Source organism: Escherichia sp. MOD1-EC6162 (genome assembly GCF_002965125.1).
Lineage (GTDB): Bacteria > Pseudomonadota > Gammaproteobacteria > Enterobacterales > Enterobacteriaceae > Escherichia > Escherichia marmotae.
This window is the reverse complement of sequence record NZ_PTSB01000015.1, coordinates 91,831-116,647: the sequence shown is the minus strand read 5'-3', so window position 1 is coordinate 116,647 and position 24,817 is coordinate 91,831. Positions and strand designations below refer to the sequence as shown.

24 protein-coding genes, 2 pseudogenes and 1 other annotated feature are annotated in these 24,817 nt (G+C 49.6%); of the genes and pseudogenes, 16 read left to right on the top strand and 10 right to left on the bottom strand.

Going from position 1 to position 24,817, the window contains the following annotated elements; all coding sequences use genetic code 11:
* Together A9587_RS25535 and A9587_RS14380 are read left to right on the top strand one after the other, a co-directional pair.
* Window positions 1–94: pseudogene (locus A9587_RS25535) on the top strand (tail fiber domain-containing protein); the annotation flags it as partial.
* Between the two features lie 42 nt (window positions 95–136).
* On the top strand, window positions 137–430 hold the full coding sequence (locus A9587_RS14380; RefSeq protein ID WP_105270017.1) for a hypothetical protein: 294 nt from the start codon (window positions 137–139) through the stop codon (window positions 428–430).
* Window positions 431–862: 432 nt separating this feature from the next.
* Here A9587_RS14380 and A9587_RS14375 read toward each other — a convergent pair whose 3' ends face one another.
* A complete protein-coding gene (locus A9587_RS14375; RefSeq protein ID WP_105263582.1) occupies window positions 863–1,426 on the bottom strand; it encodes an ORF6N domain-containing protein in 564 nt (187 codons plus the stop codon).
* Between the two features lie 459 nt (window positions 1,427–1,885).
* Between A9587_RS14375 and A9587_RS14370 the strand changes: the two are divergent.
* Window positions 1,886–2,026: pseudogene (locus A9587_RS14370) on the top strand (OmpW family outer membrane protein); the annotation flags it as partial.
* Between the two features lie 168 nt (window positions 2,027–2,194).
* Here A9587_RS14370 and trpA read toward each other — a convergent pair.
* The 6 genes from trpA to trpL form a co-directional block, all read right to left on the bottom strand.
* Window positions 2,195–3,001 (bottom strand): tryptophan synthase subunit alpha, encoded by an 807-nt coding sequence (trpA, locus tag A9587_RS14365; protein WP_001516501.1) that lies wholly within the window; start codon window positions 2,999–3,001, stop codon window positions 2,195–2,197.
* Window positions 3,001–4,194 (bottom strand): tryptophan synthase subunit beta, encoded by a 1,194-nt coding sequence (trpB, locus tag A9587_RS14360; protein ID WP_000209515.1) that lies wholly within the window; start codon window positions 4,192–4,194, stop codon window positions 3,001–3,003. The genes trpA and trpB overlap by 1 nt, the downstream gene beginning before the upstream one ends.
* Window positions 4,195–4,205: 11 nt before the next feature.
* Entirely contained in the window at window positions 4,206–5,567 is a 1,362-nt protein-coding gene (gene trpCF, locus A9587_RS14355) for a bifunctional indole-3-glycerol-phosphate synthase TrpC/phosphoribosylanthranilate isomerase TrpF (RefSeq protein ID WP_077688154.1), read from the bottom strand.
* Window positions 5,568–7,163: a bifunctional anthranilate synthase glutamate amidotransferase component TrpG/anthranilate phosphoribosyltransferase TrpD gene (gene trpD, locus A9587_RS14350; protein WP_000763504.1), complete on the bottom strand. Its 1,596-nt coding sequence runs from the start codon at window positions 7,161–7,163 to the stop codon at window positions 5,568–5,570.
* Entirely contained in the window at window positions 7,163–8,725 is a 1,563-nt protein-coding gene (gene trpE, locus A9587_RS14345) for an anthranilate synthase component I (protein WP_105263581.1), read from the bottom strand. The genes trpD and trpE overlap by 1 nt, the downstream gene beginning before the upstream one ends.
* 21 nt (window positions 8,726–8,746) lie before the next feature.
* Window positions 8,747–8,840: a sequence feature (Trp leader region), on the bottom strand.
* Window positions 8,817–8,861 (bottom strand): trp operon leader peptide, encoded by a 45-nt coding sequence (gene trpL, locus A9587_RS14340; protein ID WP_071779122.1) that lies wholly within the window; start codon window positions 8,859–8,861, stop codon window positions 8,817–8,819. Its footprint overlaps the feature before it by 24 nt.
* Before the next feature lie 137 nt (window positions 8,862–8,998).
* Here trpL and rnm point away from each other — a divergent pair, with 137 nt between their 5' ends.
* From rnm to A9587_RS14310, 6 genes are all read left to right on the top strand, one after another.
* On the top strand, window positions 8,999–9,880 hold the full coding sequence (gene rnm, locus A9587_RS14335; RefSeq protein WP_001285652.1) for an RNase RNM: 882 nt from the start codon (window positions 8,999–9,001) through the stop codon (window positions 9,878–9,880).
* Entirely contained in the window at window positions 9,877–10,497 is a 621-nt protein-coding gene (locus tag A9587_RS14330) for an L-threonylcarbamoyladenylate synthase (RefSeq protein ID WP_001516499.1), read from the top strand. Before rnm ends, A9587_RS14330 begins: the two co-directional genes overlap by 4 nt.
* A 27-nt stretch (window positions 10,498–10,524) precedes the next feature.
* Window positions 10,525–12,426: a DUF2207 domain-containing protein gene (locus tag A9587_RS14325; protein WP_105263580.1), complete on the top strand. Its 1,902-nt coding sequence runs from the start codon at window positions 10,525–10,527 to the stop codon at window positions 12,424–12,426.
* A 212-nt stretch (window positions 12,427–12,638) separates the two neighbouring features.
* Entirely contained in the window at window positions 12,639–13,514 is an 876-nt protein-coding gene (gene rluB, locus A9587_RS14320) for a 23S rRNA pseudouridine(2605) synthase RluB (RefSeq protein ID WP_001291217.1), read from the top strand.
* A 169-nt stretch (window positions 13,515–13,683) separates the two neighbouring features.
* Window positions 13,684–14,706, top strand: a complete 1,023-nt coding sequence (locus A9587_RS14315; protein WP_001516497.1) for a hypothetical protein — start codon at window positions 13,684–13,686, stop codon at window positions 14,704–14,706.
* A gap of 10 nt (window positions 14,707–14,716) precedes the next feature.
* Entirely contained in the window at window positions 14,717–15,025 is a 309-nt protein-coding gene (locus tag A9587_RS14310) for a hypothetical protein (protein ID WP_001516496.1), read from the top strand.
* A 52-nt stretch (window positions 15,026–15,077) separates the two neighbouring features.
* On the opposite strand, the gene cobO is transcribed toward A9587_RS14310, so the two are convergent.
* Both cobO and A9587_RS14300 read right to left on the bottom strand, forming a co-directional pair.
* Complete coding sequence (cobO, locus tag A9587_RS14305; protein ID WP_001516495.1) at window positions 15,078–15,668, bottom strand: cob(I)yrinic acid a,c-diamide adenosyltransferase; 591 nt, start codon at window positions 15,666–15,668, stop codon at window positions 15,078–15,080.
* Entirely contained in the window at window positions 15,665–16,423 is a 759-nt protein-coding gene (locus A9587_RS14300; protein ID WP_000559299.1) for a YciK family oxidoreductase, read from the bottom strand. Before A9587_RS14300 ends, cobO begins: the two co-directional genes overlap by 4 nt.
* Window positions 16,424–16,640: 217 nt before the next feature.
* On the opposite strand from A9587_RS14300, the gene sohB reads away from it, so the two are divergent.
* Window positions 16,641–17,690 carry a protease SohB gene (gene sohB / locus A9587_RS14295; protein ID WP_000422073.1) on the top strand — a complete coding sequence of 350 codons (1,050 nt, stop codon included), beginning with the start codon at window positions 16,641–16,643 and terminating at the stop codon, window positions 17,688–17,690.
* A gap of 35 nt (window positions 17,691–17,725) precedes the next feature.
* On the opposite strand, the gene A9587_RS14290 is transcribed toward sohB, so the two are convergent.
* Window positions 17,726–17,977, bottom strand: a complete 252-nt coding sequence (locus A9587_RS14290) for a YciN family protein (protein ID WP_001031530.1) — start codon at window positions 17,975–17,977, stop codon at window positions 17,726–17,728.
* Window positions 17,978–18,356: 379 nt separating this feature from the next.
* Between A9587_RS14290 and topA the strand changes: the two genes are divergently transcribed.
* From topA to ltrA, 6 genes are all read left to right on the top strand, one after another.
* On the top strand, window positions 18,357–20,954 hold the full coding sequence (gene topA, locus A9587_RS14280) for a type I DNA topoisomerase (RefSeq protein ID WP_105263579.1): 2,598 nt from the start codon (window positions 18,357–18,359) through the stop codon (window positions 20,952–20,954).
* A 209-nt stretch (window positions 20,955–21,163) separates the two neighbouring features.
* Window positions 21,164–22,138, top strand: a complete 975-nt coding sequence (gene cysB / locus A9587_RS14270) for an HTH-type transcriptional regulator CysB (RefSeq protein WP_000776256.1) — start codon at window positions 21,164–21,166, stop codon at window positions 22,136–22,138.
* Between the two features lie 316 nt (window positions 22,139–22,454).
* Window positions 22,455–22,595 carry a YmiA family putative membrane protein gene (locus A9587_RS14265; RefSeq protein ID WP_077627674.1) on the top strand — a complete coding sequence of 47 codons (141 nt, stop codon included), beginning with the start codon at window positions 22,455–22,457 and terminating at the stop codon, window positions 22,593–22,595.
* A gap of 2 nt (window positions 22,596–22,597) precedes the next feature.
* Window positions 22,598–22,768, top strand: coding sequence for a protein YciX (gene yciX / locus A9587_RS14260; RefSeq protein WP_000261428.1), 171 nt, complete (start codon window positions 22,598–22,600; stop codon window positions 22,766–22,768).
* A gap of 116 nt (window positions 22,769–22,884) precedes the next feature.
* Window positions 22,885–22,980, top strand: a complete 96-nt coding sequence (ymiC, locus tag A9587_RS24475; protein ID WP_122983110.1) for a small membrane protein YmiC — start codon at window positions 22,885–22,887, stop codon at window positions 22,978–22,980.
* Between the two features lie 447 nt (window positions 22,981–23,427).
* Window positions 23,428–24,780: a group II intron reverse transcriptase/maturase gene (gene ltrA / locus A9587_RS14255; protein WP_105263578.1), complete on the top strand. Its 1,353-nt coding sequence runs from the start codon at window positions 23,428–23,430 to the stop codon at window positions 24,778–24,780.
* Window positions 24,781–24,817 lie beyond the last annotated feature (37 nt).

Here is a 24,817-nt window from a genome sequence, read left to right as displayed (position 1 = left end):
AGAGTCAGACGACAGAATAACAGCACTGGAAGAAGAAAACGCAGAATTAAAACAAAGATTATCTGCAATTGAGGCGGCGCTTGCGTCTAAATAATATTAAGGGGCCGAGCGCCCCGTTTTATTGGGTGGGATGAAAATGGATATAACACCTTTCCTTCATGCACTTTGTGCTGTGGCTGCGCAGGTGCTGGTTGGCCTTTTTACCGGAAACTGGGTTTACGGTGCGATAGCTGGTTGTTCGTTCTTCATTGCGCGGGAACACACCCAGGCAGAATATCGCTGGATTGAAATGTTCGGGCATGGCAAGCGTATGAATATGCCGTGGTGGGGCGGTTTTGATCCACGTGCATGGGATGTGGCAAGCCTGATGGATTTTGCTGTGCCGGTGGTGGCGTGTCTGCTGATCTGGCTGTTGGTTAATCACGGGTGAAAAAGGTGAGCTGTAAATGTCGGAGGAAGAACCATCATTGTTGGCGTGGAAGAAGTATTTGTGTTGTTGAATCATGGTCAGCGGGAGATGAAGGAAGAACTGAATAACTTGGAGGATTTGAAGTCGATACGAATGTTAAGTATTGAATAATGAATAAACCGCGATGAGCGGTTTTTTTGTACCTGAAAAATGAAAGCCCGGCTGCGTCAACAGTCGGGCTTTTAGCTTTTGATAATTGCGAGTTCTAATATGGAGGTCTTCCGTGTTCAATTTTAGCGGAGGAGACTGGATAGTGAAAGCCCTAAAATTACTGGCAAGAAGCCGAAGATTACGCCAGATTTATTATTCCACATTAGTTGCTGCGCTGATATATGCCCTGATACGTTCCCCCGTATTGGTTGAGTTGGTAAAACTATACGGGAATTAATAAAATCAGAGTCGCATCAATCGTTCCACCAGTTGTTCTTTACGGGCAACGATCCACCCGTGTTGTTCCAGATAAAATTTAAACCGTTCCAGAGTGCATACCATCGCATCGGCGGGTACTTTTTCCGTGAAGTCGACCTGACCGTGTTTATCGAAGTGGATCAGTAATGTGCATCCATTATTTTCGTTGAGGGAGTTTTGTGCTGCTGGTGGTTGTTTTTGGCTGAAATAACAGTCTTCGAGTTTTTCGAACACTTCCCACGCCTGATCGGTTTCGAGCATTTTTGCGTGGCGAGCTGCCCCGCGTTCTGTCCATAGGATGAGGGAGCGGGCTTTGGGAGATATGGGGTTTTGTGACTTACTTAAAGTAAGTCGCAAATTTTTTAATTCTTCACCCGATGCTTTAAAAAAGTGCTTTCCTTCGACAAAACGCTCTTTGTTTCTGGTGAAGTTAACCTGGATATTCAGAATTTCGGTGCCATAAAGCTGCGCCAAAAGTTCGGTGGTAATAACAGGGATCTGGTTATGGGTGATCGGGGAGAGAGTTTCAACAGAGATTTGAGTGGCCATAACGATAACTCCGTACATTTAGAAATTATCGCCACCGACGACGCCAATCGAACTGGTGGCGAACTGTGCAGGGTTGGCGTAACCGGGTACGGAAACCGGCGAGCCTTTCGGCTCCCCCACACAGCCCGCCATAAATCGCGAATGTGACTGTGCATACGATATGAAAAAAGACGCGGGCGCGTCTCATATCGCTCCGTAAACATCCGGGACGCCAATCCCGACAACCGATTTTGCGGTTGCGTGGGGAATATAGCCCCGGGGGACAAAAACTGTCAATGGGCAAAAATTTTCGTTATCAGGAATGTATAAAATCAAATCAATTGAGCAAAAAATCCTTTCTGCAAAACTAAAAAAGATTTCAATAAAATCAGGCAGTTAAAAACGCTGAAAAACGGTATAAAAAAGCATCTCAAAATCCTGTTTTTTCTTTCAGATACAATATCTTATTTGATTTTTTAAAACCTGCCGGTCTGGTACATGGATATCGATACCGACGTGAAATATAAATCCAACGGCGCAGTACTGCCGGCAGGACATTATTCTGACCATGTGCGCCTTGACCCGTGGGTGTTTATGTTCTCTGCGGGTTATCGTTTTTAATTCTTTGCTATCAACAAACCGCCAGATACTTTCTGGCGGTTTGTTGATGCCGGATGCGGTGTGAACGTCTTGTTTGGCTTACAAAATATTGAAAAATCAATGTATTGTATGGTGTATGCAGGCCAGATAAGCGTAGCGCATCAGGTAGTTTTGCATTTGTCATCAGTCTCAAAGACGCGTGGCGTCTTTCATCGGGCGAACAAACGTTTTCAGCTCTGCCAGCATTTTCTCTGGCTGATTAATATGTTGCTCAATGATTTTCACAATTGCTGACCCAGAAATAGCCCCCGCAGCGCCAGCCTCAATCGCCGCTTTTACCTGTTCCGGCGCGGAGATACCGAACCCTTGTAATGGAGGCGCAGCGTTATACTCTTTCAGCTTCGTGACCAGATGATTAAGCGGTAATGCCGCGCGGTTTTCCGCACCCGTCACACCCGCACGCGACAACAAATAGGTATAGCCACGACCATAAGAGGCAATCTGGCGCAGCAAATCATCGTCGGCATTCGGCGGACAGATGAAGATAGGTGCGACGTTATGGCGCAACGCGGCCTGGCGGAAAGGCGCGGACTCTTCTACAGGTACATCAGCAACCAGCACCGAATCGACGCCGACTTTCTCGCACTGCGCATAAAACTCATCAATGCCTTTGTTAAATACCAGATTGGCATACATCAGCAGGCCAATGGGAATGGTTGGGTGCTTCTGGCGAATCAGCGCCAGCATTTCAAAACACTGAGCCGGAGTTACGCCTGCGGCAAAAGCCCGCAGGGTTGCGTTTTGAATAGTTGGCCCATCAGCCAGCGGATCGGAGAAAGGAATGCCCAACTCCAGCGCGTCGGCACCTGCTTCAATCAAGGCATCGATAATTTTCAGCGACTGTTCAATGCCGGGGTCACCGAGGGTAACAAAAGGAACAAATGCGCCTTCGTTGCGCTCCTTCAATTGGGCAAACAGAGTTTCATAGCGTTCCATCAGATTTCCCCTCGTGCTTTCAAAATATCGTGAACGGTGAAGATGTCTTTATCGCCGCGGCCAGAAAGGTTAACCACCAGCAGTTGCTCTTTCTCTGGGGCTTCGCGCATCATTTTTAGTGCATGGGCAAGGGCGTGGGAGGATTCCAGCGCCGGGATGATCCCTTCATGCAGGCACAGTGTTTTGAACGCTTCCAGTGCTTCATCATCGGTAATTGAAACGTAATCTGCGCGCCCAATGCTGTTGAGATACGCATGTTGTGGGCCGACGGACGGGAAATCCAGACCGGCAGAAATGGAGTAAGACTCTTCAATCTGCCCGTCTTCGGTCTGCATCATCGGTGATTTCATACCGAAATAGATGCCCACGCGACCATGTTTCAACGGTGCACCGTGCTCGCCGGTTTCGATGCCATGACCACCTGGCTCAACACCTATCAGACCGACGTCAGTTTCATTAATGAAATCAGCAAACATACCGATAGCATTCGAGCCGCCGCCAACGCAGGCAATGACGGCATCCGGCAGGCGACCTTCTCTTTCCAGAATTTGCGCTTTCGTTTCTTCGCCAATCATCCGCTGGAACTCTCGCACAATGGTTGGGTAAGGGTGCGGGCCGGCAGCAGTACCCAGCATATAGTGAGCAGTTTCGTAGCTACCAGACCAGTCGCGTAACGCCTCGTTACAGGCATCTTTCAGTGTTGCGGAACCGCTATGTACAGGAATCACTTCTGCACCCATTAAGCGCATCCGAAAAACGTTTGGCGACTGGCGTTCGACATCTTTGGCACCCATATAGATGCGACATTTCAGACCGAGCAGGGCGCTGGCAAGCGCAGAAGCCACACCATGCTGACCGGCCCCGGTTTCCGCGATGATTTCGGTTTTACCCATCCGCTTTGCCAACAATGCCTGCCCCAACACCTGGTTGGTTTTATGCGCGCCGCCGTGGAGTAAATCTTCACGTTTCAGGTACAGCGTGGTGTTAGTTCCCGCCGTGATGTTCTGGCATTTGGTGAGTGCGGTCGGACGCCCGGCATAATTTTTCAGCAGGTCGTTAAACTGCGCCTGAAACTCAGGATCTTTTTGCGCGCTGACGAAGGCTTCTTCCAGTTGGCGCAGAGCAGGCATCAGGATTTGTGGCACGTACATGCCGCCAAATTCACCAAAATAGGGGTTAAGTAATGTTGTCATTGTTCCTTTCCTTAATATGCGCGCAGTGTCTGGAAAACCGAGGCCAAAACGCGTGCATCTTTAATGCCCGGTTGAGACTCTACAGCAGAATTAAAATCAAGCCCGGCGCAGCCGGTTTGTGCCGCTTCCACGCAGTTATCTGCGCCTAAACCACCCGCCAGCAGAACGTTGCTTAGCGATTGACCATGTAACAGTGACCAGTCGAAACGTTGTCCGCTGCCGCCCTGGCCGTTGTCGAAAATATATTTATCGACGAACTGAAGATCGCGTGCAGGCAGGACTTCACCGACGCTTAATGCTTTCCAGATGGCAACATTTTCAGGCAGAGCGTCACGTAGGGCGTCGATATACTCCTGATCTTCACTGCCATGCAGTTGTACTGCCGCCAATGCCAGGGTATTCGCTTTATCAACGACCTCATTAATATCGTGATTGCGGAACACGCCGACATATTGCAATGGTGCTGCAGCTATCACTTCCAGCGCCTGTTCAACGCTGATATAGCGCGGTGATGTGGCAACAAAAATCAATCCGCCGTAAATAGCACCAGCGTCATAAGCCGCTCTGGCATCTTGCCCACGAGTCAGGCCACACACTTTATTCTCACCCAGTAACACCCGACGCACGGCGGCGTTCAAATCGTCATGGGCCATCAGCGCCGAACCAATCAGAAAGCCGTTAGCAAAGTGGCTCAACTCGCGCACCTGAGCATAAGTATTGATGCCGGATTCGCTGATCACCGTCACGTTGTGCCCCAGTTTCGGCGCAAGCTCACGGGTACGGTTGAGATCAATCGACAAATCACGCAGATCGCGGTTGTTGATGCCAACGACTTTTGCTCCCAGCACAATGGCGCGTTCCAGTTCCTCTTCATTACTGACTTCGGTCAGCACGCCCATACCCAGACTATGGGCGACGGCGGAGAGCTGGCGATACTGTTCATCGTCCAGCACTGAAAGCATTAATAAGCAGGCATCAGCCTGATAATAGCGAGCCAGATAGATCTGGTAAGGGTCGATAATAAAGTCTTTACATAAAATTGGCTGTGGTGCGATTTGGCTGACAATAGGGAGGAAATCAAAACTCCCCTCGAAATATTTTTCATCAGTCAGCACCGAAATTGCTGAAGCGTAATGTTTATAAATGGAGGCAATACGTGCAGGATCGAAATCATCACGGATCACACCTTTTGACGGTGATGCTTTTTTGCACTCCAGAATAAACGCGGTGCGTGCGCCCTGCAGCGCATCATAAAAATGTCGTGTGCTCGGCTGAATTTCATTCTGGAAACTGGCCAGCGGTTGTTGCTGTTTGCGGGCTTCTACCCAAATCGCCTTGTCTGCGACAATTTTCGCTAAAACGGTTTGCATCATTTACCCTCGTGCCGCCAGTGCGGTGACTCTGTCGTAAGCGGAACCACTGCGCAGTACCGCAAGAACGGTTTGCGCATTGGCTTGCAGATCTTCATGGCCATGCAGGCGCATTAACATGGCGACATTCGCCGCGACGGCTGCTTCATGAGCGGCGTCACCTTTACCTTGTAACAAGCGTGTTAAAATGTCACGGTTTTCTTCCGGAGTCCCACCAGCCAGTTGCTCCTGGTGGTAGGGCGTCAGGCCAAAATCTTCAGCAGTCAGTTGATAACTTTTGATTTCTCCATCGTGCAATTCCGCAACAATCGTTGGCGCGTGCAAAGAAACTTCATCCATTCCGCCGCTATGCACCACTGCTGCACGTTGATACCCCAGTACGCGCAGGGTTTCGGCAATAGGCAGTACCAGTTCCGGGCTATAAACACCTATTAACGCCAGCGGCGGATGCGCCGGGTTAATCAATGGCCCCAGCACGTTAAACAGGGTGCGGGTTTTCAGTTGCTGGCGAACTGGCATCGCGTGGCGAAAACCGCTGTGGTACTTCGGCGCGAAGAGGAAACAGACACCTAACTCGTCCAGCGCCTGGCGCGATTTATCGGCATTCATATCCAGGTTAATACCAAATGCTGCCAGCAGATCGGACGAACCGGATTTACTGGAAACGCTGCGGTTGCCGTGTTTCGCAACTTTCAGTCCACAAGCCGCGGCGACAAAAGCACTGGCGGTAGATATGTTGATGCTGTTGCTGCCGTCACCGCCGGTGCCGACGATATCGGCAAACAGATAATCAGGTCGCGGGAACGGCGCAGCATTTTCCAGCAGGGCAGTTGCCGCCCCGGCGATTTCATTCGGGTGCTCGCCGCGAATTTTCATGCTCACCAGCGCCGCCGCCAGTTGTTCGGACTTCAGTTCGCCGCGAACTACGGCTGAAAACAACAGGTGGCTCTCCTGCTGGCTAAGCGTCTGTGCCTGATACAGCTTTTCCAGAATCGGTTGCAGCGTGTTGGCCGGTTCCAGCTTCTGTTGCGCCCACGCCAGCGTTTGCTCCAGCAGTTGTGCGCCCTGGGTGGTGAGAATCGATTCCGGATGGAACTGGAAACCGCAAACGCGATCTGCATCATGACGCACCGCCATCACCATGCCATTAAAATGGGCGTTGATGGTTAAACCGGCCGGAATGTTACTGCCAACCAGCGAGTGATAACGCGCCACCGGCAGCGGGTTGCTTAACCCGGCAAACATCGCCTGACCATCATGTTCAATACTGGAAGCTTTGCCGTGGAGTATTTCCCCCGCCTGGCCGACATAACCGCCGTAAGCCTCGACAATCGCCTGATGACCGAGGCAAATACCGATAATCGGCAGCTTGCCACGCAGACGGGTGAGTAGCTCCGGCATACACCCGGCTTCACTCGGCACACCGGGGCCGGGTGAAAGCATCAGCACCGGATTGCTCATCGTCGCCAGACGTTCAATTAAGGTTTGCGCCGGAATATGGTTGCGGTAAATCACCACGTTATGACCATTGCTGCGCAACTGATCTGCCAGGTTGTAAGTAAAAGAGTCGATATTATCGAGCAGCAGAATGTCAGCCATCAGAAAATCTCCTGTGCATGATGCGCGGTGGCGATAGCGCGCAGTACAGCGCGGGCTTTATTACGGGTTTCGTCGGCTTCCGACTGCGGAACAGAATCAAGCACCACGCCAGCACCGGCTTGCACGGTAGCGACGCCGTTTTCCACCAGCGCCGAACGGATGACAATGCAGGTATCGAGATCGCCGTGCGCGGTGAAATAACCTACCGCGCCGCCGTAGCTGCCGCGTCGACGACCTTCTGCTTCGGCAATTAACTGCATGGCGCGCACTTTCGGCGCACCGCTTAACGTGCCCATATTCATACAGGCGCGGTAAGCGTGCAGGGCGTCAAGGTCGTGGCGCAGTTCACCGACCACGCGGGAGACGAGGTGCATCACGTAGGAATAACGGTCAACTTTGGTGAGGTCGGCTACGTAGCGGCTGCCGGGGGTGCAAATGCGCGCGAGGTCGTTACGGGCGAGATCCACCAGCATCAGATGCTCGGAAAGCTCTTTATGGTCGGTACGCATCGATAGTTCAATCCGGCTGTCGAGGTCTCTGTCCAGTGAACCATCGGCGCGACGACCGCGTGGGCGTGTTCCGGCAATCGGGTAGATTTCAATCTGACGACTGGTGGCGTCGTATTTGAGTGAACTTTCCGGCGACGCGCCGAACAGAGTGAAATCATCATCCTGCATAAAAAACATGTACGGGCTGGGGGTACTCTTTTTCAGCACGTAATAAGCTGCCAGCGGTGACGGGCAGGGCAGTGAGAAACGGCGAGATGGCACGACCTGGAAAATCTCTCCGGCGCGAATCGCTTTTTGCAACGAACGCACGACACCGCCGAACTCTTCATCGCTCTGATTACATTCACAACGCATATGCGGCACGGAAACCACTGGCAGTGGCGGCGCGATTTCGGTGAGTTGCTGGCGAAGTTCGTTCAGGCGAGCAGTGAGGCGCTGTTTTTCTTCTTCATTCTGACCAAAAAGGCTGGCCTGGATGCGTGTGCTTTTCTTCTGATGGTCAATCACCATCAGCGTTTCAGCAAGATAAAAACAGAAATCAGGGCAGTTATTTTCAGCCGCCAGTTGCGGTAAATCTTCAAATCCTGCGACCAGGTCGTAAGAGAACAGGCCGCCAAAGAACATCGCTTCTCGTTCTTCCTTCGGCACATTCACCAGATCCTGCAACAAACGAAAAGTGTCAAAAACCGAAAGGGAGCATAAACGGGCATCTTCATCCAAAAGAGTGCTGACGGGCGGAAAACGCAGCACGCGACAATCTGGCGATTGTTCATTTTCTACGCCAGCAGGCAGAGTGCTATCCAGCAATGCAAGCAGAGATGTCCCATTGTCAGTTAGCGCTTTAATTGTGACAGTGTCACCTAATGCGGTAATACGCAGCGCACTATCCACTAACAGCAGACTTTTCAGATCATCTTTGCTGTCAATATCTGCCGATTCCAGCAGCAGCGTAGCAGAGCGTGCTCCGCACAACTGGTGAAAAAGCGCGGTCGGATTATCGCGATAAGCACCTGCGCAGGTTAACAGTTCGAGAGTCGGTTTTTGTGTTTGCATTGTTATTCTCTAATTTTGTTCAAAAAAAAGCCCGCTCATTAGGCGGGCTGGGTATCTGGTTGCTTTACGCATGGTGAATACACTGCCCGTTTCAGGAAGTGCGCCACCAACCTTTCAGTACGAAAATCGATTTCATTGTCGATACCCTTTTTACGTGAACTTTCGTACTAGTTAACTAGTTCGATGGTTAATTGTCAACAGCTCATTTCAGAATATTTGTCAGAACCGTTATGATGACGACGCAAAAAACATTATCCAAAATGGGAGTGCGCCTTGAGCGACACGAATTACGCAGTCATTTATGACCTGCACAGCCATACTACGGCTTCCGATGGCTGCCTGACACCGGAAGCGCTGGTACACCGTGCCGCAGAAATGCGCGTCGGCACTCTGGCGATCACCGACCATGACACCACGGCAGGGATCTCGCCAGCAAGAGAAGAAATTTCACGTTCGGGACTGGCACTGAATCTTATTCCTGGCGTGGAAATTTCCACCGTATGGGAAAATCATGAAATTCATATTGTCGGGTTGAATATTGATATTTCTCATCCGGCAATGTGTGAATTCCTGGCACAGCAAACTGAACGGCGTAATCAGCGGGCGCAGTTAATCGCAGAAAGGCTGGAAAAAGCGCAAATACCGGGCGCGCTGGAAGGGGCGCGAAGACTAGCGCAGGGCGGCGCGGTAACTCGCGGACATTTTGCTCGTTTTCTGGTCGAGTGTGGCAAAGCCAGTTCAATGGCGGACGTCTTTAAAAAATATCTGGCGCGCGGGAAAACCGGATACGTTCCGCCACAGTGGTGTACAATAGAACAAGCTATTGATGTCATTCATCATTCTGGCGGTAAGGCGGTGCTGGCTCATCCAGGGCGGTACAATCTTAGTGCTAAATGGCTGAAAAGATTGGTTGCGCATTTTGCCGAACATCACGGCGACGCGATGGAAGTCGCGCAATGCCAGCAATCGCCCAATGAACGCACCCAACTGGCGACACTTGTACGCCAGCACCATTTATGGGCATCACAAGGCTCTGATTTTCATCAGCCGTGCCCGTGGATTGAACTGGGGCGTAAACTCTGGCTGCCCGCAGGCGTTGAAGGCGTCTGGCAGCTTTGGGAACAGCCACAGAACAAGACAGAGAGGGAAGTATGAGTCAGTTTTTTTATATCCATCCAGATAATCCGCAACAGCGTCTGATCAACCAGGCGGTGGAGATTGTGCGTAAAGGTGGGGTGATTGTTTATCCTACCGATTCAGGCTACGCACTGGGCTGTAAAATTGAAGATAAAAACGCGATGGAGCGTATTTGTCGCATTCGCCAGTTGCCGGACGGTCACAACTTTACCCTGATGTGTCGTGATCTTTCCGAACTCTCGACCTATTCCTTTGTTGATAACGTCGCGTTTCGCCTGATGAAAAACAACACGCCAGGTAACTACACCTTCATCCTGAAGGGAACGAAAGAGGTGCCGCGCCGACTGTTGCAGGAAAAACGTAAAACCATTGGTATGCGCGTGCCATCTAACCCCATCGCCCAGGCATTACTTGAGGTGCTGGGTGAACCGATGCTTTCTACCTCGCTGATGCTACCTGGCAGTGAATTTACCGAATCCGATCCGGAAGAAATTAAAGATCGTCTGGAAAAACAGGTGGATTTGATTATTCACGGCGGCTATCTCGGACAGAAACCGACAACGGTTATCGATCTCACCGATGACACACCAGTCGTGGTGCGTGAAGGCGTAGGTGATGTGAAACCTTTCTTATAAGAAATTGCGTTCCACGGATGGAAGATTATGGCAGGGATATATCGCTGCATTTTGCTGTTGATAGTTGGGCTTTTTTTCTCTTCGTTGAGTTATGCGAAAAACACGGAGATCCCTTCATATGAAGAAGGGATCTCGCTCTTTGATGTTGAAGCCACTCTGCAACCGGATGGGGTGCTCGACATCAAAGAGAATATTTATTTTCAGGCGCGAAATCAGCAGATTAAGCACGGATTTTCTCGTGATTTTCCACGACTATGGATGCAGTCTAATGGGGACACTGCACTGCTGAACTATCGTATTGTTGGCGTTACCCGTGACGGCGTTCCTGAACCCTGGCATCTTGACTGGCATATTGGGTTAATGAGTATTGTCGTGGGCGATAAACAACGTTTCTTGCCTCAAGGCGACTATCATTATCAAATTCATTATCAGGTTAAAAATGCTTTCCTGCGTGAGGGAGATTCTGACCTGCTAATCTGGAACGTGACCGGTAGCAACTGGCCGTTTGAAATCTATAAGACCCGATTTTCACTCAAGTTCTCTAATATTGCGGGTAATCCATTTAGTGAAATCGATATCTTTACCGGAGATGAGGGCGACACATATCGAAATGGCCGCATCCTTGAGGACGGAAGAATTGAATCTCGCGATCCGTTTTATCGAGAAGACTTCACGGTTCTCTACCGTTGGCCTCATGCCTTGCTGGATAATGCCCCGGCACAACACACAACGAATATTTTTAGCCATCTTTTTTGGCCCTCAACATCGTCTCTTATCATTTGGTTACCGTGTTTGCTCCTGGCGTGTGGATGGTTATATCTCTGGAAGCGCAGGCCGCAATTTACGCCGGTAGATGTGATTGAAACCGATGTCATTCCGCCAGATTACACGCCCGGAATGTTACGTCTCGATGCGAAGATGGTTTACGACGATAAAGGTTTTTGTGCCGATATCGTAAATCTGATTGTGAAAGGAAAAATTCATCTGGAAGATCAGTATGACAAGAATCAGCAAACCCTGATCCATGTTAATGAAGGCGCCACCAGAAATAATGCGGTATTACTGCCCGCAGAGCAGTTATTACTGGAAGCGTTATTTCGTAAAGGCGATAAGGTCGTTCTCACGGGGAGGCGCAACAGCGTCTTACGCAGAGCATTTTTACGGATGCAGAAATTTTATCTGCCGCGTAAAAAGTCTTCCTTTTACCGACCTGATGCGTTTTTGCAATGGGGGGGAATGGCGATATTGGCGGTCATTCTCTACGGTAACCTGAGTCCCATAGGTTGGGCAGGAATGAGTCTGGTGGGCGATATGTTTATTATGATCTGCTGGCTTCTTCCTTTTTTATTTTGTTCCCTTGAGCTTTTGTTGGCCCGCGATGATGACAAGCCTTGCGTTAATCGTGTAATAATCACTTTGTTTTTACCACTGATTTGTTCAGGCGTGGCCTTCTATTCTCTCTACATCAATGTCGGAGATGTATTCTTTTACTGGTATATGCCAGCGGGTTATTTTAGCGCTGTTTTCCTGACCGGTTATCTCACTGGCATGGGGTATATTTTTCTGCCAAAGTTTACCCAAACTGGGCAGCAACGTTATGCCCACGGTGAAGCTATCGTTAACTATCTTGCGCGTAAAGAGGCGGCAACGCACAGTGGGCGGCGGCGGAAAGGGGAAACACGGAAACTGGATTACGCTTTGTTAGGTTGGGCTATATCAGCAAATTTGGGGAGGGAATGGGCGTTACGCATCGCCCCTTCGCTCTCTTCGGCTATTCGCGCTCCAGAGATTGCCCGTAACGGCGTTTTATTCTCATTACAGACGCACCTGAGTTGCGGGGCCTATACCAGTTTGTTGGGGCGGAGCTATTCCGGTGGTGGTTCTGGCGCTGGTGGCGGTGCGGGAGGTGGAGGCGGTGGTGGTTGGTAACCAAACCGATGTTAATCGAAACAAGCTTTAACCATAAAGATAGTGTAGTATGTTGCGCCTCAAAGCCAGGCCAGTTAAAACGTCGAGTCGTTTACTTAAGGCCTGAAGAGTTCAAACAGACTTTACTATCAGTGAGTCAGATGTAAGTTCTGACTCATTGTTGCACAAAAGCATATCAGACGCCTGGGAAGGCGACACCAAAAGGAAGCTCTATGAGCGAAAAGCTACAGAAAGTGCTGGCGCGTGCCGGCCACGGTTCTCGCCGTGAAATTGAATCTATTATTGAAGCCGGTCGTGTGAGTGTTGATGGCAAAATTGCTAAACTCGGCGATCGCGTTGAAGTTACCCCTGGGCTGAAAATCCGTATCGATGGTCACCTGATTTCGGTACGCGAGTCCGCTGAACAAATTTGTCGCGTTCTGGCCTATTACAAGCCAGAAGGCGAGTTGTGTACTCGTAATGACCCGGAAGGGCGTCCGACCGTGTTTGATCGTCTGCCGAAGCTGCGTGGGGCGCGCTGGATTGCCGTTGGCCGTCTCGACGTTAACACCTGTGGTCTGTTGCTGTTCACCACCGATGGTGAACTGGCAAACCGCTTAATGCACCCAAGCCGTGAAGTTGAACGTGAATATGCCGTGCGTGTATTTGGTCAGGTTGACGACGCGAAACTGCGTGATTTGAGTCGCGGCGTGCAACTGGAAGATGGTCCGGCAGCCTTTAAAACCATCAAGTTTAGTGGCGGTGAAGGGATCAACCAGTGGTATAACGTCACTCTTACCGAGGGCCGTAACCGTGAGGTTCGTCGTCTTTGGGAAGCGGTTGGCGTGCAGGTTAGCCGCCTGATTCGTGTGCGTTACGGTGATATCCCACTGCCGAAAGGTCTGCCACGTGGTGGCTGGACGGAGCTGGATCTCGCCCAGACTAACTATCTGCGTGAGCTGGTGGAACTGCCGCCAGAAACCAGTTCTAAAGTTGCCGTAGAAAAAGATCGTCGTCGTATGAAGGCGAATCAAATTCGACGTGCGGTGAAACGTCACAGTCAGGTGAGCGGCGGTCGTCGTTCTGGCGGACGTAATAATAACGGTTAATTTAAGTTAAGTATAAAATAAAGGCCCTGCGGGGCCTTTTCTTCATTTGAAGCATGATAAATAGTCGCAGCATTTTAATTTAATTTCATACTTGCTTATGAATAATGCCCGGAAATAGCCACATTACTATTTAATTATCTGAGATAAACTCAACGTCAAGAGGTGGGTTATGATTAGATATAGTGGAGTATTTCTATCGCTGTTAATGATTTCAGGTTGTGCAACCGATGCTTTGAAAAATGAACAAGCTGAAACTGTTATTACTGCGGGTAACAAGGCGGTGGCGGCGAATGCAAGTTTCTTTAAACAATACTATGCTTCTCGTGAAAACTTTCTTGTTAATTTTTATGCGACTAATCCGGAGTGTGCACCCCGACCAGATTATGAGGTAGTTATTGAAAACAGTACCAGTAATGAGTCATTGTGTCAGCAACCTGGAGATAAGCACAAAAAATCTCAAGAAGATCTTTTTACTACAAAGATAGTCACTACTGAAAAAGAAAGATTGCTGGCTTCTATGGAAATCATTAGCAGTATGAGTTCTTATGTCGAACTTTTGAATGAGGATTTAGATGTTAAAGACAGCAAACAGTTCATATTGCTTAAACAAGCTCTGGATCACGCGAATAATGCGGGGGCACTTCTGGGCATCAATGATGGTGGAACATTAACAAAATCTGCAGCAGCGGTTAAAGATTTAGTGGTTTATTTCAATGGGTTGTATAATACAAGGGTAAGCGCAGGGAATATAGGTAGTACGGTAAATAATCATTGGCAAAGAATAAAAAATGATCTAACTGATATACGAAACGATATCGCGACAAAAGGTAAACAAACCGGAAGAAATACCTTTGCGACGGTACATAATAATCTCGTTTATTACAATGCCTCCTTAAAAAAAGGAGGAGGTAATGAATTTAAGACATTGAAGAGCAGACAAGAATTCCTGGCTGCGATTATCAGCATTAATGAAACACGTCTTCGTGCAGCAGATCCTGCAATTCCAGCAATACAAGCACTGAACTCATTTCTTGACGAGGGGAATCACCTTAAGGATTTATACACTAATAAAACACGCACAGCGGCTGAACAAAAAAGGCTAAATGAAATATTACGTGCACAAGTAATTAGTGGGTTAAAGGCGTCTGAGGGGCTGGCAAAACTACTTATTGCTAGCGGAATAATGTTATAGGAGGCTTTTTATGAACGATGTACAAAATCGTAGAATACTGGCATTACTCGACATGCTGTATAATACCCTGGGCAATAAAACCACATGTAAGGTTTGTCATAAATATTTTATCCTTATCCTCTCGATTATGAACAACCTGACGATTAACTATGGTTCTGAAACCTCACCAGAGTTAAGCGGAATTAGTTATGAAGATGCGAATGCGTTAATTACTGAACTGATATTATTTATTGAAGATGTTGACGCTGAGAATCATGAAGCATATCCGGGACATTTGAATGAGATTAAACGCATTCTGAATTTCGCTATTGCCGCTTGAATATAATTATGATTAAAGCACCTCAAGAGGCAATCTTTTGAGGTGCTTTCACTTAATAATCAATCCCGATTTGTGCTTTAACTCCTGCATCAAACGCATGTTTGACGGGGCGTAATTCACTGACGGTATCTGCCAGTTCAAGTATATCCCGATGACAGCCACGACCCGTGATAATCACCGTTTGCTGATGTGGACGCTCATTTAAGGCTTGCACCACTTCTTCCAGTGGCAAATAGTCATACGCCACCATATACGTCAGCTCATCGAGCAAAACCATATCCAGCGAGGAATCAGCCAGCATTCGCTTTGCATGTTGCCAGACTTCACGGCAGGCAGCGGTATCAGCTTCGCGGTTTTGCGTATCCCAGGTAAAACCTGTTGCCATCACCTGAAACTCGACGCCGTGTGGTTCCAGTAGATTGCGCTCGCCGTTAGGCCAGGTGCCTTTAATAAACTGCACGACGCCCACTTTTTTTCCGTGACCTACCGCGCGTGTTGCCGTACCAAATGCCGCAGTGGTTTTGCCTTTTCCATTGCCAGTAAAAACAATAATAATGCCGCGCTCATCCTGGGCCTGCGCCACGCGGGCATCCACTTTTTCTTTAACACGTTGCTGACGCTGTTGGTAGCGTTCGTCACTCATTGGGAAATTCCTGGTTTACGGCCCGGTTGGGCGTCAAAGGTCATACCGGTTTTACGGCGGCTGTCATCGCCCATCAGCCAGAGGTATAGCGGCATGATATCGGCGGGTGTTTTGAGCTTCAGCGGATCTTCCGTAGGGAAGGCACTGGCACGCATGGCGGTGCGCGTACCGCCCGGGTTAATGCAGTTCACACGCAGACGCTGCTGATATTCATCGGCCAGTACCTGCATCATCCCTTCGGTGGCAAATTTAGAGGCAGCATATGCGCCCCAGTTGGCACGCCCCTGACGTCCAACGCTTGATGAGGTAAAGACCAGCGAACCGGCGTCCGATTTGAGTAATAAAGGAAGAAGTGCCTGGGTCAGCATAAAGGTAGCATTTACGTTGACCTGCATGACATCCTGCCAGACCTGCGGATTTTGTTCGCTCATCGGGCAAACTTCGCCAAGCAATCCGGCATTATGCAGAACGCCGTCCAGACGCGGATAATTAACGGCAATGCGCTGTGCCAGTTGATGGCAATCTTCGGATGTGCAGGTCAGCAAATCGAGAATAAACCACTGTGGCTGGTGTCCGGTCTCTTCGAACATACGCCGGGCGACCTGACGTAATTTTTCTTCGTTACGACCCAGTAAAATCACCGTCGCGCCATAACGCGCATAAGTCTGAGCGGCTTCACGACCAATTCCGTCGCTGGCACCGGTCACCAGGATAATACGATCATTGAGTAAATCTTGTTTTGGTTGGTAATGCATGGCTACTCCTCAACGACATTATCCGTCGCGTTGCCAGTGTACTTATGACTTTGAGGGGTTATGCCTTAAACAGAGGCGCATTTCAATCAGCCAGGAGCGATAACGCCGTAAAATGAATACTTTGTCATACTTTCTCGTCAAGAATATCTCTGCGAGACGGCTTAACATGCCTGTTGTAAACTGTGAAGCAAAGCGTTGTTTAACCAAGGTGGGACTCGTGGAATTGTTGTCTGAATATGGTTTGTTTTTGGCGAAAATTGTCACTGTTGTGGTGGCGATTGCGGCTATTGCCGCCATTATTGTCAATGTTGCCCAACGTAATAAGCGCCAGCGTGGCGAGTTACGGGTTAATAATCTCAGCGAACAATATAAGGAGATGAAAGAAGAACTGGCCGCAGCGCTGATGGATACACATCAGCAAAAACAGTGGCATAAAGCGCAGAAGAAAAAGCACAAGCAAGAAGCGAAAGCAGCGAAAGCGAGAGCCAAACTGGGCGAGGTGGTGACTGACAGTAAGCCCCGTGTCTGGGTGCTGGATTTCAAAGGCAGCATGGACGCGCATGAAGTGAACTCGCTGCGTGAAGAGGTCACAGCGGTACTCGCGGCATTTAAGCCGCGTGACCAGGTGGTTTTGCGTCTGGAAAGCCCCGGCGGTATGGTTCATGGTTACGGTCTGGCAGCCTCGCAGTTGCAGCGTCTGCGCGATAAAAACATTCCTTTAACCGTTACGGTAGACAAAGTGGCTGCCAGCGGCGGCTACATGATGGCCTGTGTTGCGGATAAAATTGTTTCCGCACCGTTTGCCATTGTTGGCTCCATCGGTGTGGTGGCGCAAATGCCCAACTTTAACCGCTTCCTGAAAAGTAAAGATATTGATATCGAACTGCATACTGCCGGGCAATATAAGCGGACGTTGACATTGCTGGGTGAAAACACCGAAGAAGGGCGTGAGAAATTCCGTGAAGAACTGAACGAAACACATCAGCTATTTAAAGCTTTTGTAAAACGTATGCGTCCGTCTCTGGATATTGAAGAGGTGGCTACTGGCGAACACTGGTACGGGCAACAGGCGGTAGAGAAAGGTCTGGTTGACGAAATAAACACCAGTGATGAAGTGATTCTGAGTCTGATGGAAGGCCGTGAAGTGGTTAACGTGCGTTATATGCAGCGTAAACGGTTAATAGACCGATTTACCGGCAGTGCGGCAGAGAGCGTCGACCGATTGTTGTTACGCTGGTGGCAGCGCGGGCAAAAGCCTTTGATGTAAAAGACAAACGCGAGGTTCAGGCCTCGCGTTTTGCTTTAATCTACCAGATGATATTTTTCCGAGAGCACGTGAGCCAGGTGTTTAAACATATTAAACACCGCGGTGCTTTTCGCAGTCGGCAATCCTTGTTCATCTAAAAAGTAATCGCCGGTAAACACCAGTACGCCATTACGCTGCGTAACGCCGGTGGCTTCAATTCCTGCGAGCGTATCCTCATGCTCACGAATGATTTTGTTGGCCTCTTTCAACAGCGTTTCGCGGTCGATGGGTTGTGTCTCTTTGTTCATTATTTACTCCTTAAACAAGGACATTAGTCTACGCCAGGCATGGCTTGCAGACAAATATACCACGCTGGCGTCAGGTGCGCCTTACTGGCAACTTTGGATTTTGCATGCTAATAAAGTTGCGTAACGGATTTTATCAGGTACAGTGTGACGCTTTCGTCAATCTGGCAATAGATTTGCTTGACATTCGACCAAAATTCCGTCGTGCTATAGCGCCTGTAGGCAAAGACCTGCTAACTCAGTCACCTGAATTTTCGTGAACAGAGTCACGACAAGGGGTTGATATCCGCAGAGAGCGAGTCCATATCGGTAACTCGTTGCCAGTGGAAGGTTTATCAATGTGCGACGCATTCCTGGAAGAATCAAATTAGGTAAGGTGAATATGGGTAAAGCTCTTGTCATCGTTGAGTCCCCGGCAAAAGCCAAAACGATCAACAAGTATCTGGGTAGTGACTACGTGGTGAAATCCAGCGTCGGTCACATCCGCGATTTGCCGACCAGTGGCTCAACTACTAAAAAGAGTGCCGACTCTACCTCCACCAAGACGGCTAAAAAGCCTAAAAAGGATGAACGTGGCGCTCTCGTCAACCGTATGGGGGTTGACCCGTGGCACAATTGGGAGGCGCACTATGAAGTGTTGCCTGGTAAAGAGAAGGTCGTCTCTGAACTGAAACAACTGGCTGAAAAAGCCGACCACATCTATCTCGCAACCGACCTTGACCGCGAAGGGGAAGCCATTGCATGGCACCTGCGGGAAGTGATTGGTGGTGATGATGCGCGCTATAGCCGGGTGGTGTTTAACGAAATTACTAAAAACGCGATCCGCCAGGCTTTCAACAAACCTGGCGAGCTGAATATTGATCGTGTTAATGCCCAGCAGGCGCGTCGCTTTATGGACCGTGTGGTGGGTTATATGGTTTCTCCGCTGCTGTGGAAAAAGATTGCTCGCGGTCTTTCTGCCGGACGTGTGCAATCAGTGGCGGTTCGCCTGGTGGTCGAGCGTGAACGAGAAATTAAAGCGTTCGTACCGGAAGAGTTCTGGGAGGTGGATGCCAGCACGACCACACCATCAGGCGAAGCGTTGGCCTTGCAGGTGACCCATCAGAACGACAAACCGTTCCGCCCGGCGACTAAAGAACAAACTCAGGCAGCGGTAAGTCTGCTGGAAAAAGCGCGCTATAGCGTGCTGGAACGTGAAGACAAACCGACAACCAGTAAACCTGGCGCGCCTTTTATTACTTCCACATTGCAACAGGCTGCCAGTACCCGTCTTGGTTTTGGCGTGAAAAAAACCATGATGATGGCGCAGCGTCTGTATGAAGCTGGCTATATCACTTACATGCGTACCGACTCCACTAACCTGAGTCAGGACGCGGTAAATATGGTTCGTGGATATATCAGCGATAATTTCGGTAAGAAATATCTGCCGGAAAGCCCGAACCAATACGCCAGCAAAGAAAACTCTCAAGAAGCGCACGAAGCGATTCGTCCTTCTGACGTCAATGTAATGGCAGAATCGCTGAAAGATATGGAAGCGGATGCGCAGAAACTGTACCAGTTAATCTGGCGTCAGTTCGTTGCATGTCAGATGACCCCGGCGAAATATGACTCCACCACGCTGACCGTTGGCGCAGGTGATTTCCGCCTGAAAGCGCGCGGACGTATTTTGCGTTTCGACGGCTGGACGAAAGTGATGCCCGCGCTGCGTAAAGGCGATGAAGATCGTATTTTACCGGCTGTCGATAAAGGTGACTCACTGTCGCTTGTTGAGCTGACACCTGCTCAGCACTTTACCAAACCGCCAGCCCGTTTCAGTGAAGCTTCGCTGGTTAAAGAACTGGAAAAGCGCGGTATTGGTCGTCCTTCCACCTATGCGTCGATCATTTCGACCATTCAGGATCGTGGTTATGTGCGCGTAGAAAACCGTCGTTTCTATGCGGAAAAAATGGGTGAGATCGTAACTGATCGCCTGGAAGAAAATTTCCGTGAGTTAATGAACTACGACTTTACCGCGCAGATGGAAAACAGCCTCGACCAGGTGGCGAATCACGAAGCAGAGTGGAAAGCCGTACTGGATCACTTCTTCTCGGATTTCACCCAGCAGCTCGATAAAGCGGAAAAAGATCCGGAAGAGGGCGGTATGCGGCCGAACCAGATGGTTCTGACCAGTATCGATTGCCCGACCTGTGGCCGCAAAATGGGTATTCGTACTGCCAGTACCGGGGTATTCCTCGGCTGTTCCGGCTATGCGCTACCGCCGAAAGAGCGTTGCAAAACCACCATCAACCTGGTGCCGGAAAACGAAGTGCTTAACGTGCTGGAAGGCGAAGATGCTGAAACCAACGCGCTGCGCGCCAAACGTCGTTGCCAGAAGTGTGGCACGGCGATGGATAGCTATCTCATCGATCCGAAACGTAAATTGCATGTCTGTGGTAATAACCCAACCTGCGACGGTTACGAGATCGAAGAGGGCGAATTCCGCATTAAAGGTTATGACGGCCCGATCGTTGAGTGTGAAAAATGTGGTTCTGAAATGCATCTGAAAATGGGGCGTTTCGGTAAATACATGGCCTGCACTAACGAAGAGTGTAAAAACACGCGTAAGATTTTACGTAACGGTGAAGTCGCGCCGCCGAAAGAAGATCCGGTTCCGCTGCCAGAATTACCGTGCGAAAAATCGGATGCTTATTTCGTGCTGCGTGATGGTGCTGCCGGTGTGTTCCTGGCTGCCAATACCTTCCCTAAATCACGTGAAACGCGTGCACCGCTGGTGGAAGAGCTTTATCGCTTCCGCGACCGTTTACCGGAAAAATTGCGTTATCTGGCCGATGCGCCGCAGCAGGATCCGGAAGGTAATAAGACAATAGTTCGCTTTAGCCGTAAAACCAAACAGCAATATGTTTCTTCGGAAAAAGATGGAAAGGCAACTGGCTGGTCAGCATTTTATGTAGATGGCAAATGGGTTGAAGGGAAAAAATAACCTTTAACTTTTTCCGGTTTTTATAAACAAAGGGTCGCGAAAACGGCCCTTTTTTATTACATATTATTTTTTCTGCACACCTATACACTAAAGCTATAAATGATATAGTGGTTATAGTTATCGCTTTTTTTATTATTAAATCGTATTAGTCACCCGCCAGGTGTGACGAAAAAACGATGTTCAGATGGCGTCTAAGTGGATGGTTTAACATGAAATTACAACAACTTCGCTATATTGTTGAGGTGGTCAATCATAACCTGAATGTCTCATCAACGGCTGAAGGACTTTACACATCACAACCTGGGATCAGTAAGCAAGTCAGAATGCTGGAAGATGAGTTGGGCATTCAAATTTTTTCCCGCAGCGGCAAGCATTTGACGCAGGTTACTCCAGCCGGGCAGGAAATAATTCGTATTGCTCGTGAAGTCCTGTCGAAAGTAGATGCCATTAAATCGGTTGCCGGAGAGCACACCTGGCCAGATAAAGGCTCATTATATATTGCCACTACTCACACTCAGGCACGCTATGCGTTACCAAACGTCATCAAAGGTTTTATTGAGCGTTATCCTCGCGTTTCTTTGCATATGCACCAGGGATCACCGACACAAATTGCCGATGCAGTCTCTAAAGGTAATGCCGATTTCGCTATTGCCACGGAAGCACTTCATTTGTATGAAGATTTGGTGATGCTGCCATGCTATCACTGGAACCGGGCTATTGTGGTGACCCCGGACCACCCACTGGCAGGCAAAAATGCAATCACCATTGAAGAACTGGCGCAGTATCCGTTGGTGACGTATACCTTCGGTTTTACCGGACGCTCTGAACTGGATACCGCTTTTAACCGCGCAGGGTTGACGCCGCGTATCGTCTTCACGGCAACGGATGCTGATGTCATTAAAACCTACGTCCGGTTGGGACTGGGGGTAGGGGTGATTGCCAGCATGGCGGTCGACCCGGTTGCTGACCCTGACCTGGTTCGTGTCGATGCACACGACATTTTCAGCCATAGCACAACCAAAATTGGTTTTCGTCGCAGTACGTTTTTACGCAGTTATATGTATGATTTCATTCAGCGTTTTGCCCCGCATTTAACGCGAGACGTCGTTGATGCCGCTGTGGCACTGCGTTCTAATGAAGAAATTGAGGTCATGTTTAAAGATATCAAGTTGCCTGAAAAATAATTACCTGCGTTATTTCCGGCACCTTTATGTTACTAGGGGGCCGGAATATATTCTCTGCTCCTTCTTATTCGTACGCACCCACAATATAATTACCCCTGAAATCTTTATGGTAAATCGATCATAAAGTAGTGCCTAATTACCCGCCTCGCAAACTTCAATCTTCAAATATCTATATCAGGTCAAAAGATTGAATTATTCACTGGATACGATTCGTAAATTAGCTGGATTTTTGGCTAAAGTTTCATTAGGATTTGTCTCATCGTTTGATTAATTTTACCAATTGGTTAACGTCTTACTGATAAGTGATGGCGATCATATGAGGTTAGCAATGCCTTCTGGAAATCAGGAACCCCGCCGGGACCCTGAATTAAAACGCAAAGCCTGGCGTGCAGTATTTCTTGGTTCTGCACTCTTCTGGGTGGTTGTCGCACTACTGATATGGAAAGTGTGGGGATAACGATGGTTGTTCAGGAGCAGCATCAGGAATCGTCACCATTATGTCAGCATAGTGACAACGAAATGGAAACGAAACGAGAATGTTCCGTCGTTATTCCAGATGACTGGAAACTAACGTCGCAGCAGCAAGCCTTTATAGAGATGTTTGCTGAAGATGATCAGCAGAAACAATAATTATCATCATTCTTATTATCCGATATATTCGTGAATTAAACGCTTTTTAATACACCACTGCAATAAAAGGTTGAGTAATTTCAACATAAAGTAATAACAAATAAAGGGTGTAGCCTATGATCATCACAAATACGAAATACTGGTCCTGGATGGGCGCATTTTCTCTGTCGATACTCTTCTGGTCCGAACTCATCTGGATAGTTGCTCACTAATCTCTGACCTCGCTGCGGCGAGGTTTTTCTTTGTGTGCCGGGCATGTTCAGCAGCTCGGGGGTGAAAGTCCCCTGTCCAGCCTGATGGTGGCGAAGGACTAGCGAAGCGCAAGGGCGTCGTCGTGAGGCGGGGTCTGAAGGAAGCGTGAAGCAAATCCATGACCTGACGAACAGAAATCCGATACGAGGCCTACCCGGTTGGCGGAGCAAGCAAAGAATTGCGAAGGCCATAACCATCAAGAACCGGGGTGGTAAATCGGACAGGTGTGTGGTGAAGGCGGCTGAACTTACCCCGGGAGGCCTGTCCGTCGTTCTGTATCCAGAACTGAGCGTACCGTAAGGGGCGCTGACCGGCGGACAGGAGTCAGCAGAGGGCATAGTAGGGCATGACACCCGAAGGCCCGAACGGTAATGAGTGACGAGTATCAACGGAGGTTCTGAACGTTCATGCAGCAGAAAACGCATCGCGACCCTGAGGCCGGGGAACGGGGTGAAGCCCCGAACGCCGCCCTTCCGGGGGCTGAAACCGTGCAGGCACCGACGAACAGAGAAAGTCCGTCGTCAACAGTGTGGCTGATGGAAGCCATTTGTGAACCAGTCAATCTCAGGCAAGCCCTGAAAAGAGTTAAAGCCAACAAAGGTGCAGCGGGAGTCGATGGTATGCGCGTAAGCGAACTGCCGGACTACCTGAGGCACCACTGGCCAGAGCTGAAAGCGCAACTGCTGTCCGGCAGATACCGCCCATCTCCTGTGAGAAGAGTGTCCATACCGAAGCCCGGCGGCGGCGAACGTCTGCTGGGCATCCCGACGGTGGTGGATCGCTTCATCCAGCAGGCGATGATGCAGGTATTGCAGGCACAGTGGGATAGCTCGTTCAGCGACAACAGCTACGGGTTCCGTCCCGGTCGTTCGGCCCATCAGGCAGTGATACAAGCCCGGGAACATATCGGGGCCGGGTATCACTGGGTGGTCGACCTCGATCTGGAGAAGTTCTTCGACCGGGTAAATCACGATGTGCTGATGAGCCGGATAGAGAAACGAGTATCGGATAAACGGGTGTTGTCACTTATCCGCAGGTTCCTGAATGCAGGGGTGATGGACGCAGGTCTGGTAAGGCCGGTGACAGAAGGAATGCCGCAGGGCGGCCCACTGTCGCCGCTGCTATCGAACCTGCTGCTTGACGACCTCGACAAGGAACTGGAGAAACGTGGTCTGAAGTTCGTGCGGTACGCAGACGACTGTAATGTCTACGTGAAAAGCGAACGGGCAGGCAACCGGATCATGGCGGGGTTGACGCACTGGCTGAGCCATAAACTGAAGCTGAAGGTCAACGCGAAGAAGAGTGCTGTAGCACGCCCTGAAACGCGCAAGTTCCTTGGATACAGCTTCATAAGGGGGCGGAAGGTATGGTGCGTGGTATCGCCGGAGTCGATAAAACGGTTCAAAATGCGGATAAGAGCACTGACCGGACGCAACACAGGGAGAAGCCTTGAACAGCTAACTCAGCCGCTAAGACGATATCTGACGGGCTGGAAAAGTTACTACGGGCTGAACCAGAGGCCATCGCTGATGCGAGAGCTGAACGGATGGATAAGGCGCAGGCTGCAAAGCATACTCTGGAAACAGTGGAAAACGGGCCGCAACCGCTTCAGGGAGTTGCGCAGTCGAGGCGTAAGCAAGGACCTTGCGGCGCAAACAGCAGGAAGCTGCCATAAAGAGTGGCGGATAAGCTGTAGTCCGGCACTGAATATAGCACTCCCCAATAAGCTGTTCTCCAGACTGGGCCTGCCAGAAGTATAGGCAGGCGACGATCAACATAACCGAACCGCCGTATACG